The organism is Bacillus sp. AFS002410 (genome assembly GCF_002556365.1).
In the GTDB taxonomy this organism is placed as follows: Bacteria; Bacillota; Bacilli; order Bacillales; family Bacillaceae_G; genus Gottfriedia.
Window position 1 is genome coordinate 24,802 of record NZ_NUEU01000031.1, and the last position, 12,750, is coordinate 37,551.

The window sequence follows — 12,750 nt, forward strand, 5'->3', positions numbered from 1 at the left end:
TGGAATAATAATTGATAATCGTTTATAAAAATATATAGCAAAATCTGGCAGACCATTTTAATTAAATTTGGACTGCCTTTTTAAATGGTGAACAAATTCTTAAAAATAATAAAAATCTATGGAGGGTAGGGTGAATGAAGGGAATTCCTAATGATATAAATAGAGTGTTAAATACATACTTAGATACCTTTGAATTGAAATTACCTAATTTTCTTCATTCTTATTATCTTTATGGTTCGTCTACAATAGGTGCATTTAAGAATGGGATTAGCGATATCGATTTTATTGCTGTTGTAAATCGTCAAGTAACTGAAAAAGATTTGAAAATCCTAAAAGAAATTCATCGGGATATGCAAAAAAAGTACTCTAAAACCATTCTGGACGGATGGTATATAAGTACAAAAGATTTTCTTTCCTTAAATGAAGATGGAGTTTTAAGTATTCGATTCAATGATGCGAAGTGTCATGGGTTTAAAAAGTTTGAAAAGAACTCCATAGATGTTTTTCAATTAAAAAAATACGGCATTACAGTAAAAGGAATAAATATTGAGGAGTTAGATCTTTCGATAAACTGGGAAATCTTACAATCTGATATGAGAGATAATCTTAATTCTTATTGGCTTAACTGGATAAAAAACAGTAAGAAGTTCGCTAATATAAACTATTTAAGTTTGTTTGTTAGTGTTAGGAGTATTGAGTGGGGCGTTTTAGGTGTGTCTCGTCTTTATTATACATTTAAAGAAAAAGATATTACCTCGAAAGTCGGAGCGGGTGAATATGCTTTGAAGACTGTGCCACATAGATGGCATAAGATTATTAAAGAGGCAATGAGATTACGAAACGACAATAAAAAATCTTTTTACAAATCGATTTTGAAAAGAAGAAAAGATGCAATAGGTTATATGGAGTTTATGATTGAAGAATGTAACAAGCTATTTTAAATTAAAAATTGTACGAAAAAATGGTGTCTCAAATGAGACACCATTTAATTCATTACGCGTTCATAGCGTTAACTTGTTTAGCTAAACGAGACTTTTGACGTGAAGCAGCGTTTTTATGGATTAGATTGCTGTTAGCAGCTTTGTCTAATTTTTTAGAAGCGTTTAATAAAGCTTCTTGCGCTTTTTCAGTTTCGTTATTAGTAACTAAAGCTTCAACAGTTTTCACAGCAGTACGCATTTCTGATTTAAGAGATGCGTTGTGAGCACGATGAGCCTCAGCTGTTTTTACACGTTTAATAGCTGATTTAATATTTGGCATACCTTTCACCTCCCGAATGCATTCGAGAAATTTGCCCTCGAACACAAATAGAACAAAACTTATTTTATCAAAACAAGTCTCATTTGGCAATAGAAATTCATAAAGCTATTTTCGCCTTTTTAAAAGAAAATTAAACTACTCGTTTAGAAATGGTAACATCTAGCTAAACTAGTTAAGAAAAGACTTGTTAAATTTCGATGAGTATTGTGGAGGCTAGATAGATGAGCGAGTTAGATTTAAGTCAATATAGTGTTCGAACAGATTTAGCAGTAGAAGCAAAAGAGATGCTTGAGGAGCGTGAACAAACAAAGGAAGAAATTACCGGCTTAATCGTTAAAGAACGTGAAGTTGATGGTGTGAGTATTTCTCATGTTCATATTAAAGAATCTGCATCTGAAAGAATCGGGAAGAAGCCAGGGAATTATTTAACATTACAAGTTCAAGGTATTCGTGAGCAAGATACTGATCTTCAAGACAAGGTTGAAAAAGTTTTTGCAAACGAGTTTTCGGCTTTTATTAAAAATTTAGGTATTACAGAAGATCAAACCTGTTTAGTTGTTGGGTTAGGAAACTGGAATGTAACACCTGATGCACTCGGGCCAATGGTTGTAGAAAATTTAGTTGTTACAAAGCATCTTTTTGAATTGCAGCCAGAAAGTGTTCAAGATGGATATCGTCCAGTTTGTGCCTTATCTCCAGGAGTAATGGGAATCACAGGTATTGAAACGAGCGATATCATATCAGGAGTCATTGATAAAGTTAAGCCAGATTTTGTAATCGCAATTGATGCACTTGCAGCAAGATCTATTGAACGAGTTAATACAACAATTCAAATAACAGATAATGGTATTCATCCAGGCTCTGGAATCGGAAATAAACGCAAGGAATTGAGTAAGGAAACATTAGGTATTCCCGTAATTGCTATAGGTGTTCCGACGGTTGTTGATGCTGTTGCAATTACAAGTGACACAATTGACTTCATTTTAAAACATTTTGGACGAGAGATAAAAGAAGGAGACAAGCCAGCGAAAGCGCTAATCCCTTCAGGAATGGCATTTGGTGAAAAGAAGAAGTATACCGAGGAAGATATGCCTAATGAAAAAGAACGAATGGCATTTATGGGGATTGTAGGAACACTTGAAGAAAATGAAAAACGTAAATTAATTCATGAAGTACTATCACCACTTGGTCATAACCTAATGGTTACACCAAAAGAAGTGGATACATTTATAGAGGATATGGCAAATATAATTGCTGGCGGTATGAATGCGGCACTACATTCTAAAATTAATCAAGACAATATTGGCTCATATACTCATTAATATTTCATAAATGAGGAGAAGCAAATGAGATATGCGTTTAGGTATTTTTCATTAATCATTATTTTTTCAATTACGATTATAACTTGTATGCAAATTGCAAAAGGCGGAATTAGTAAAGTAACATCGACAGATTACTATCATGTCGATGATGTGGTAAAAATTTCAAAAGAAGATGGAAAGGCTGGTCCAGTACTGTTTGGAAAAGATTATACAAAGGATGGACTAGCAGTTAGAGAAGATCATTTAGAAAGATTAGGAGCATTTAATTACTTTACAGTTGTTGGTAAAGGACTTTCCCGTTTTGTTACGTATGTAACTGAAAAAGGGGTAAAGATTGTTGGAAAAATTCCTTCAATTATTGATAGCTTTAATTAGACCTTCTAAACTTCATTCGACATATACTGCTAATAGAGATTGAATATTGCCCTGTTTTTTTGATATAATCAAAACTATCTATGCTGTCGAGAAATTTAGGAGTGATGAAATGAATAAAGAGTCAAGGTCAGAAAGACAAAAGAGAATTAGAAACTTTTCAATCATCGCACACATTGACCATGGAAAATCTACATTAGCAGATAGAATTCTTGAGAAAACAAATGCATTAACTCAGCGTGAGATGAAGTCTCAGCTATTAGACTCAATGGATTTAGAGCGTGAACGTGGAATTACCATAAAATTAAATGCTGTGCAGTTACAATATAAAGCGAAAAATGGTGAAGAGTATATTCTTCATTTAATCGATACACCAGGACATGTAGACTTTACTTATGAGGTTTCTCGTAGTTTAGCAGCATGTGAAGGGGCAGTCTTAGTAGTAGATGCTGCACAAGGGATCGAAGCTCAAACATTAGCAAACGTATATTTAGCATTAGATAATGATTTAGAAATCTTACCAGTTATTAATAAAATTGACTTACCAAGTGCTGATCCAGAACGAGTACGCCAAGAAGTTGAAGAAGTAATTGGTTTAGATGCTTCTGAAGCGGTATTAGCTTCTGCAAAAGCTGGAATCGGTATTGAAGAAATTTTAGAGCAAGTAGTTGCAAAAGTACCAGCTCCTACTGGTGATCCAGATGCACCATTAAAAGCACTTATTTTTGATTCATTATTCGATCCATACCGTGGAGTTGTAGCGTATATTCGTATCGTCGAAGGAACGGTTAAGGTTGGTCAAAAAATTAAGATGATGGCTACTGGAAAAGAGTTTGAAGTTGTTGAAGCTGGTGTGTTCACTCCACGTACAACTCAAAGAGAAGAACTAACAGTTGGGGATGTAGGTTTCCTTACTGCTTCAATTAAAAATGTTGGAGATACACGTGTTGGTGATACGATTACCTTAGCAGAAAATCCTGCAACAGAGCCACTTGCTGGTTACCGTAAAATGAACCCGATGGTATTCTGTGGTTTATATCCAATTGATACTGCTAAATACAATGACTTACGTGATGCTTTAGAAAAACTTCAATTAAATGATGCAGCACTTCAATTTGAAGCAGAAACTTCTCAAGCTTTAGGTTTTGGTTTCCGTTGTGGATTCTTAGGATTATTACACATGGAAATCATTCAAGAGCGTATTGAACGAGAATTTAAAATTGACCTAATTACAACAGCACCAAGTGTTATATATAGTGTTTACACAACAAAAGGTGAAACAATCACAGTTGATAACCCGGCACATATGCCTGACCCTCAATCAATTGATCGAGTGGAAGAGCCATATGTAAAAGCAAAAATCATGGTGCCAAATGATTATGTTGGGGCAATAATGGAGCTTTGCCAAAAGAAACGTGGAAACTTTATCGATATGCAGTATTTAGATGCAAATCGTGTTTCAATCACTTATGAAATTCCATTATCTGAAATTGTTTATGATTTCTTTGACCAATTAAAATCAAGTACAAAAGGCTATGCGTCATTTGACTATGAATTAATTGGATATAAAGAGTCTAAACTTGTGAAAATGGATATTTTATTAAATGGTGAGCAAGTAGATGCTTTATCATTTATCGTTCACAGAGATTCTGCTTACGATCGTGGTAAAATTATCGTTGAAAAACTAAAAGAGCTTATCCCAAGACAACAGTTCGAAGTACCAGTTCAAGCGGCAATCGGACAAAAAATTGTTGCTCGTTCAACAATTAAATCAATGGGTAAAAACGTATTAGCAAAATGTTACGGTGGGGATATCTCTCGTAAGCGTAAGCTATTAGATAAGCAAAAAGAAGGTAAAAAGCGAATGAAAGCTGTTGGATCTGTTGAAGTTCCACAAGAAGCGTTTATGGCTGTTTTACGTATGGATGACTAAGGAAACAATTTATAATTGATTTCTTGAAAAAAGCCCAATAACCAAATTCGGTTATTGGGCTTTTTTAGAGTTAGTATGGTTCGTTATTCAATGCTTTTTTATTTTGAATAAGTTGATTGGAACGGAAGGGTTCTCGACTCCTATGGGAGATGCGGGAAGGCTAAAGACCCCGCAGGCGCCGCCGAGGAGGCTCAAGAATCTCGCCCCATGGAAAGCGAGAATCCTGTAGTGGAAATCAACATCAAACAACTTTCTCTGATTGGATGGTTGAATAATTGACAATTTTTTTTTAAAACAGCTTGTAATAATATTTAATTTTTTATCAGATCGTAAGAAGTGAATAAAAACAAAAAAACAATTAATACTGATTAATGATACTAAAGCTATTAATTAGACAAATATTTTAAGAAGATATACAATCAAAAAAGTTAAAATCAGCAAAAGTCCCTGAATCTGCACCTAAGATGGTATCGGATCAGGGGCTTTTCGTTACATAGAAAAGAGGAGAAGGTATGGCATCTTCCGTTTATATTCATATACCATTCTGTCAGCAGATTTGTTACTACTGCGACTTTAATAAATTTATGATGGACCGTCAGCCGGTTGATCAATATTTAGAATATCTGGAGAAAGAAATTATTGAAAGTTTAAATAGAAATCCGATAACTGACTTGAAAACAGTTTTTGTAGGCGGAGGTACGCCAACTGCATTAACATTAGATCAAACTCAAGTGTTAGTTGATATGATTAACAACCATATCATAAAAGGAAAAAAAGGAATTGAAATGACTTTTGAAAGTAATCCTAATGAAATTTCAAAAGAGAAGCTACAAATTTTAAAAGATGGTGGAGTGAATCGAATTAGCTTTGGGGCACAAACATTTGATGAAGGTCTACTTAAAAAAATTGGACGAACTCATTCACCTAATGAAATAGAAGAAGCCATTCAAACAGCGAAAGCGGTTGGAATTGATAATATTAATCTTGATTTAATGTATGCCCTGCCAGGTCAAACGATGGAACAATTCGTTGATTCATTGGATAAAGCGATGGAGTTACCAATTCAGCATATTTCAGCGTATTCATTAATTATTGAACCGAAAACAGTTTTTTACATAGAAATGAATAGGGGCAAGCTTAAGCCGGCTCCTGAAGAAGATGAAGCAGCTATGTATGACTTTTTAATGAAGTATTTAGAAGAAAAAGGTTTTCATCAATATGAAATCAGCAATTTTGAAAAGAATGGCCTTGAAAGTAAGCATAATCTTGTTTACTGGAATAATGATGAATATTTTGGATTTGGTGCTGGTGCACATGGATATATAAATGGAATTCGATATTCAAATGCTGGTCCGTTAAAGAAATATTTTCAATTGATTGATGAGACCGGTGTGCCGATTGTACATGAACATACAGTAACTCAGCAAGAAAAAATGGAAGAAGAAATGTTTTTAGGTTTGCGAAAAATGCAAGGAGTATCGGAAAGAAAATTCCAAGAAAAATTTGGTTCAAACTTTAATGAAGTATTTCCGAATGTAATAGAAAAACTAAATAAAGATGGATTAGTTGAGATGAATGGAGAATTCCTTAGACTAACTCATAAAGGAAAACTTCTAGGAAATGAAGTATTTCAAGCATTTTTAATTTAGATGAACGTTGGGAAAGGTAGGAAATTAACTTTCCCTCAGTTCCTTTTTAATCCTTTGCACTTCTCTTGACATAGTAAAAAGGATTTGTTAAGTTAATAATATATTTAGCACTCACTAGACAAGAGTGCTAATAGAGGTGATAAACATGTTGACTGAAAGACAGTTATTGATACTACAAATTATTATCGATGACTTTATTCGCATGGCACAACCTGTAGGTTCAAGAAGTTTATCTAAAAAAGAAGGTATTTCATTTAGTTCAGCGACGATACGAAATGAGATGGCTGATTTGGAGGAACTTGGATATATTGAAAAGCCTCATAGCTCTGCGGGTCGAATCCCTTCTGAAAAAGGGTATCGTTTTTATGTAGACCATTTGTTATCACCACAGCTTGTTAATGACGATGAAGTTCGTTCGATAAAAGGTATTTTTGCCGAGCGTATTTTTGAAATAGAAAAGCTAGTTAAAAATTCGGCTGATATATTATCTGATTTAACAAATTACACAACAATTGCACTCGGTCCAAAGGTTACTGAAAATAGGGTTAAAAATATTCAGCTAATTCCAATAGGACCTAATACAGCCGTATCAATTATTGTAACTGACACAGGGATTGTTAAAAATCGAACAGTTACAATACCACCTGGTGTATCGATGAGTGATATTGAAAAAATGGTAAATATTTTAAATGAGCGACTAGTAAATGTTCCAATTCATCAAATAAATGACAAGCTTTATAAGGAAATTGCAATGATCTTACGTTCGCATATTTCAAATTATGAAAGTGTTATTAAGATGATTGGTGGCACTATTGACGTACCGATTGAACAAAAACTGTTTTTAAGTGGAAAAACAAATATTTTAGCACAACCTGAATTTCATAATGTTGAGACAATGAAAGCATTGTTAAACATGATCGAAAAGCAAGATGAACTAAAAAGTATTATTCCGTTTGAACAGATGGGTTTAAGTGTCAAGATTGGTAAAGAAAATGAAAAGTCTGGATTAGAAAATGTAAGTATCATTAGCGCAACCTACTCTTTAGGTGAAGATCAAATTGGTACAATTGCAGTATTAGGCCCAACTCGAATGGAGTATTCTCGAGTAATTTCATTAATGCATTTAATCACAGGACAATTGAATTTATTATTTTCATCTAAGGATGTTGAATAAATCCATTGTGAAAAGAAACAATGGATTACATATAAAAAATTAGGAGGTGAAGGTGACATGACAGAACGTCAGGAAGAACTTTTAAATGATGAAGCTGTAAATGATGAAGTAGTGAATGAAGAAACTACTGTTGAAGAGCCTTCAATCTTTACAGAAGAAAAAACAGAAGAACAATCTGAAGTAGTTGATTCGATTGATGATGAGCTTTCAAAGCTTCGTGCTGAAGTAGATGAGAAGGAAAATAAATACTTACGTCTACATGCTGACTTCGAAAATTATAAGCGTCGTGCACTTTTAGACCAACAAGCTTTAATGACTTATCGTGCTCAAAGCTTAGTATCTGATTTATTACCAGTACTAGATAATTTCGAACGCGCATTACAAGTTGAAGCAACAGAAGAGCAAACCGCTTCTTTAAAACAAGGTATGGAAATGGTTTATCGCTTGTTAGTTGAAGCTGTTAAGAAAGAAGGAGTAGAAGAAATCCCAGCACTTGGTGAACAATTCGATCCGAATTTCCATCAAGCTGTTATGCAAGAAAGTGATGCTTCTAAACCATCTAATGAAGTTCTACAAGAATTTCAAAAAGGCTATAAACTAAAGGATCGAGTAATCCGTCCATCAATGGTTAAAGTAAACGAGTAATCATACTTGCGTCTATTTAGACGCTAATATAAATATAAAATTAAAATACTAAAAGATAACTTTTGTAGATTTTAGGAGGAACATGCAATGAGTAAAATTATTGGTATTGACTTAGGTACAACGAACTCTTGTGTAGCAGTATTAGAAGGTGGAGAGCCAAAAGTAATTCCGAACCCAGAGGGTGGACGTACAACTCCGTCAGTTGTTGCGTTTAAAAATGGTGAGCGCCAAGTTGGGGAAGTAGCAAAACGTCAAGCTATTACAAACCCTAACACAATCATGTCAATTAAACGTCATATGGGTACTACTCATAAAGAAAACATTGAAGGCAAAGATTTTTCTCCACAAGAAATCTCTGCAATCATTCTTCAAAACTTAAAAGCATCAGCTGAAGCTTATTTAGGTGAAGCAGTAACGAAAGCAGTTATTACAGTACCTGCATATTTCAACGATGCTGAGCGTCAAGCAACTAAAGATGCTGGTAAAATCGCAGGTTTAGAAGTAGAGCGTATCATCAACGAACCAACTGCTGCTGCATTAGCATACGGTTTAGATAAAATGGATGAAGACCAAACAATCCTAGTTTATGACTTAGGTGGCGGTACATTCGACGTATCGATCCTTGAATTAGGAGATGGTATTTTCGAAGTTAAAGCAACTGCTGGTGATAACCGTCTTGGTGGAGATGACTTTGACCAAGTAATTATCGACCATTTAGTAGCTGAATTCAAAAAAGAAAATGGCGTTGACTTAAGCCAAGATAAAATGGCTTTACAACGTTTAAAAGATGCTGCTGAAAAAGCGAAAAAAGACTTATCAGGTATTACTGCAACTCAAATCTCATTACCATTCATTAGCATGGGTGCAGCTGGTCCATTACACTTAGAGTTAAACTTAACTCGTGCAAAATTCGAAGAGCTTTCTCACAACTTAGTAGAAAGAACTTTAGGCCCAACTCGTCAAGCAATGAAGGATTCAGGCTTATCTGCTAGCCAAATTGATAAAGTAATCTTAGTAGGTGGATCAACTCGTATTCCAGCTGTTCAAGAAGCAATCAAGAAAGAAACTGGAAAAGAACCACATAAAGGTGTTAACCCTGATGAAGTAGTAGCATTAGGTGCTGCAATCCAAGGTGGAGTATTAACAGGTGATGTTAAAGACGTAGTATTACTAGACGTAACTCCATTATCATTAGGTATTGAAACAATGGGTAGTGTGTTCACGAAATTAATCGACCGTAACACTACAATCCCAACTAGTAAATCTCAAGTATTCTCAACAGCTGCTGACAATCAACCTGCTGTAGACATTCATGTTCTACAAGGTGAGCGTCCAATGGCTAGTGACAATAAAACATTAGGTCGTTTCCAATTATCGGATATCCCACCAGCACCACGTGGAATTCCACAAATTGAAGTAACGTTTGATATCGACAAAAATGGTATCGTAACTGTACGTGCAAAAGACTTAGGTACTCAAAAAGAACAAAATATCGTAATTCAATCTTCTTCAGGTTTAAGTGACGAAGAAGTAGAACGCATGGTAAAAGAAGCAGAATTAAATGCTGATGCTGATGCAAAACGTAAAGAAGAAGTAGATCTTAAAAACGAAGCGGATCAACTAGTATTCCAAGTAGAGAAAACTTTAAAAGATCTTGAAGGTAAAGTTGAAGAAGCTGAAGTTACGAAAGCTAACGAAGCTAAAGACGCATTAAAAGCTGCTTTAGAAGCTGGTAACTTAGATGATATCCGTACGAAGAAAGATGCTCTTTCTGAAATTGTTCAAGCTTTAACAGTGAAGCTTTATGAGCAAGCTGCTGCTGCACAGCAAGCTGCAGGTGGCGCTGAAGGCCAAGCGAAACAAGACGATGTAGTAGACGCTGAGTTTACTGAAGTTAAGGACGAGAAATAAAGAAAAGTGGAAGGCGTTTGGTCAGCCCCGAAAAGCATAAGAACAAGTATGAGAAAAGTTGGTTTTTACTTTTATCATACTTGGGCTTATGACCTCGAGGGGCTAACGCTTGGAACTAGACAATATATATATCTAAAAAAAGAGGGAAGTCAAAGTCAGGGAAGCCTTGGCTTTGACTTTTTCTTTTTCTTTAAGAAAAGCTTAGGATATGTTAAAATATTCTTTATGTGAAAGGAGCGGATTGAAACACTATGAGTAAACGTGATTACTATGATGTGCTTGGCGTGAGTAAAAGTGCATCACAAGATGAAATAAAAAAATCGTTTCGTAAATTAGCAAAAACATATCATCCGGATGTTAATAAGGATCCTGATGCACCTGAAAAGTTTAAAGAGGTACAAGAAGCATACGAAAACTTATCAGACGATCAAAAACGCGCTCATTATGATCAGTTTGGTCATACAGATCCAAACCAAGGATTCGGTGGTGGCGGATTTGGCGGCGGCGGATTCGGTGGCTTTGAAGATATTTTCAGTCAGTTTTTTGGTGGTGGTGGCGGTGGACGTCGTCGTGACCCGAACGCACCAAGAGCTGGAGCTGATTTACAATATACAATGACAATTCAGTTTGAAGAAGCGGCATTTGGAATGGAAAGAGAAATTGAAATTCCAACTGAAGAAACTTGTAATACATGTAGCGGATCAGGTGCGAAGCCTGGTACGTCAAAAGAAACATGTAATCATTGTCATGGTTCAGGTCAAATGAGTGTTGAACAAAATACGCCATTTGGACGTATTGTAAATCGTACGACATGTTCACACTGTCAAGGTACTGGACAGATGATTAAAGATAAATGTAATACTTGTCATGGTGCTGGTCGAGTGAAAACTCGTAAGAAAATCATGGTAAAAGTACCAGCTGGTATTGATGACGGACAACAAATTCGTCTTTCAGGTCAAGGAGAACCAGGTAAAAATGGTGGTCCTGCTGGAGACTTGTATATTGCATTCCATGTACGTGAGCATGAATTCTTCGAAAGAGATGGAAATGATGTTTACTGTGAACTTCCATTAACTTTTGCACAAGCTGCATTAGGTGATGAAGTTGAGGTTCCAACATTACATGGTAAAGTTAAAACAAAAATTCCTGCTGGAACGCAAACTGGTACAAGAATGCGTTTAAAAGGTAAAGGAATTAAAGATGTGCGTGGGTATGGTCAAGGTGATCAGCACGTTATCGTAAAAGTTATCACACCAACAAAACTAACAAGCCGTCAAAAAGAATTGCTTGAAGAGTTTTATAATATTGGTAAAGGTCAAAAAGACGATAAACATGATTCTTTCTTTACAAAGTTAAAACGTGCAGTAAAGAATTTTGGCGAACAGTAAAATAAGTTATTAATTCAGTACGTTAGTATAGGTAAAAAGTGGAAACACTAAATAGAAGAAGTTATAAAATGGCACCCTCTAAATCTGATTATGATTAGAGGGTATTGCCAAGTATAGAAGAGAGTATGAATGGAGTTGGTAGTTAATGAAATGGTCAGAGTTAAGTATTCACACTACACAGGATGCGGTTGAACCGATTTCTAATATTTTACACGAAGCTGGTGCAAGTGGTGTTGTCATTGAGGATGTGTTTGATTTGACGAAGGAGCGAGCACAGGTTTACGGTGAAATCTACCAACTTAACCCAAAAGATTATCCAGAGGAAGGTGTAATCGTTAAAGCTTACCTTCCTGTGAATAGTTTTTTAAACGATACGATCGATGGAATTAAAGAAGCAATTAATAATTTAATAGCGTTTGATATTGATTTAGGTAAAAATACATTTGCTGTTCATGAAGTAAATGAAGAAGATTGGGCTACTGCTTGGAAAAAGTATTATCATCCAATCGCAATTTCAGATCGTTTTACAATTGTACCATCTTGGGAAGAGTATGTACCAAAATCATCGGACGAGTTAATTATCGAGTTAGACCCTGGAATGGCCTTTGGTACTGGTACACATCCTACAACAGTAATGTGTATACGTGCCCTTGAGAAAGTTGTAAAATCAACAGACAGAGTAATCGATGTTGGGACAGGTTCAGGAGTACTAAGTATTGCAGCGGCTAAACTTGGTTCTTCAAATATCGAAGCTTATGACTTAGACGATGTGGCAGTTCGAAGTGCTAGGGAAAATGTTCAATTAAACAAAGTAGATGATGTAGTAAAAGTTGGACAAGGTAACTTACTACAAGGTATTGAAGGACCGTTCCAAGTTGTGGTTGCTAATTTACTTGCTGAGATTATCCTTCGTTTTGTTGACGATGTATATAATGTTTTAGAACCAGGTGGAACATTTATTTCTTCAGGCATAATTGGGGCTAAGCTTCAAGATATTGAAGATGAATTAAAACGTGTTGGTTTTGTAGTGTTGGAAGTATTACATTTAGATGACTGGGTTGCAATTATTGCAAAAAAACCAGCTCAAGGAATGTAA

At 35.3% G+C, this 12,750-nt stretch carries 11 protein-coding genes; 10 read left to right on the plus strand and 1 reads right to left on the minus strand.

What is annotated here, in order from left to right:
• Positions 1-134: 134 nt before the first annotated feature.
• The gene (locus CN692_RS17555) at positions 135-941 is read left to right on the plus strand and encodes an aminoglycoside adenylyltransferase domain-containing protein (protein ID WP_098120453.1); all 807 of its coding nucleotides are present in this window, start codon (positions 135-137) and stop codon (positions 939-941) included.
• Between the two features lie 52 nt (positions 942-993).
• Here CN692_RS17555 and rpsT read toward each other — a convergent pair whose 3' ends face one another.
• Complete coding sequence (gene rpsT, locus CN692_RS17560) at positions 994-1,260, minus strand: 30S ribosomal protein S20 (RefSeq protein WP_098120454.1); 267 nt, start codon at positions 1,258-1,260, stop codon at positions 994-996.
• A 221-nt stretch (positions 1,261-1,481) separates the two neighbouring features.
• On the opposite strand from rpsT, the gene gpr reads away from it, so the two are divergent.
• From gpr to prmA, 9 genes are all read left to right on the plus strand, one after another.
• A complete protein-coding gene (gpr, locus tag CN692_RS17565) occupies positions 1,482-2,582 on the plus strand; it encodes a GPR endopeptidase (protein ID WP_098120455.1) in 1,101 nt (366 codons plus the stop codon).
• 24 nt (positions 2,583-2,606) lie between these two features.
• Positions 2,607-2,957, plus strand: coding sequence for a hypothetical protein (locus tag CN692_RS17570; protein ID WP_098120456.1), 351 nt, complete (start codon positions 2,607-2,609; stop codon positions 2,955-2,957).
• 109 nt (positions 2,958-3,066) lie between these two features.
• Complete coding sequence (lepA, locus tag CN692_RS17575; RefSeq protein WP_098120457.1) at positions 3,067-4,887, plus strand: translation elongation factor 4; 1,821 nt, start codon at positions 3,067-3,069, stop codon at positions 4,885-4,887.
• 512 nt (positions 4,888-5,399) lie between these two features.
• On the plus strand, positions 5,400-6,536 hold the full coding sequence (gene hemW / locus CN692_RS17580) for a radical SAM family heme chaperone HemW (protein ID WP_098120458.1): 1,137 nt from the start codon (positions 5,400-5,402) through the stop codon (positions 6,534-6,536).
• A gap of 145 nt (positions 6,537-6,681) precedes the next feature.
• Entirely contained in the window at positions 6,682-7,710 is a 1,029-nt protein-coding gene (hrcA, locus tag CN692_RS17585; RefSeq protein WP_098120459.1) for a heat-inducible transcriptional repressor HrcA, read from the plus strand.
• A 57-nt stretch (positions 7,711-7,767) separates the two neighbouring features.
• Positions 7,768-8,355: a nucleotide exchange factor GrpE gene (gene grpE, locus CN692_RS17590; RefSeq protein WP_098120460.1), complete on the plus strand. Its 588-nt coding sequence runs from the start codon at positions 7,768-7,770 to the stop codon at positions 8,353-8,355.
• 87 nt (positions 8,356-8,442) lie between these two features.
• Entirely contained in the window at positions 8,443-10,266 is a 1,824-nt protein-coding gene (gene dnaK, locus CN692_RS17595; RefSeq protein ID WP_098120461.1) for a molecular chaperone DnaK, read from the plus strand.
• Between the two features lie 251 nt (positions 10,267-10,517).
• Positions 10,518-11,654: a molecular chaperone DnaJ gene (gene dnaJ, locus CN692_RS17605; RefSeq protein WP_098120463.1), complete on the plus strand. Its 1,137-nt coding sequence runs from the start codon at positions 10,518-10,520 to the stop codon at positions 11,652-11,654.
• 145 nt (positions 11,655-11,799) lie between these two features.
• Positions 11,800-12,750 (plus strand): 50S ribosomal protein L11 methyltransferase, encoded by a 951-nt coding sequence (prmA, locus tag CN692_RS17610; RefSeq protein ID WP_098120464.1) that lies wholly within the window; start codon positions 11,800-11,802, stop codon positions 12,748-12,750.

Coding starts and splice junctions, on each gene's coding strand:
- dnaK (WP_098120461.1), top strand. CDS start 8,443: ATGAGTAAAATTATTGGTATTGACTTAGGTACAACGAACTCTTGTGTA.
- dnaJ (WP_098120463.1), top strand. CDS start 10,518: ATGAGTAAACGTGATTACTATGATGTGCTTGGCGTGAGTAAAAGTGCA.
- hrcA (WP_098120459.1), top strand. CDS start 6,682: ATGTTGACTGAAAGACAGTTATTGATACTACAAATTATTATCGATGAC.
- grpE (WP_098120460.1), top strand. CDS start 7,768: ATGACAGAACGTCAGGAAGAACTTTTAAATGATGAAGCTGTAAATGAT.
- gpr (WP_098120455.1), top strand. CDS start 1,482: ATGAGCGAGTTAGATTTAAGTCAATATAGTGTTCGAACAGATTTAGCA.
- prmA (WP_098120464.1), top strand. CDS start 11,800: ATGAAATGGTCAGAGTTAAGTATTCACACTACACAGGATGCGGTTGAA.
- hemW (WP_098120458.1), top strand. CDS start 5,400: ATGGCATCTTCCGTTTATATTCATATACCATTCTGTCAGCAGATTTGT.
- lepA (WP_098120457.1), top strand. CDS start 3,067: ATGAATAAAGAGTCAAGGTCAGAAAGACAAAAGAGAATTAGAAACTTT.
- CN692_RS17570 (WP_098120456.1), top strand. CDS start 2,607: ATGAGATATGCGTTTAGGTATTTTTCATTAATCATTATTTTTTCAATT.
- rpsT (WP_098120454.1), bottom strand. CDS start 1,260: ATGCCAAATATTAAATCAGCTATTAAACGTGTAAAAACAGCTGAGGCT.
- CN692_RS17555 (WP_098120453.1), top strand. CDS start 135: ATGAAGGGAATTCCTAATGATATAAATAGAGTGTTAAATACATACTTA.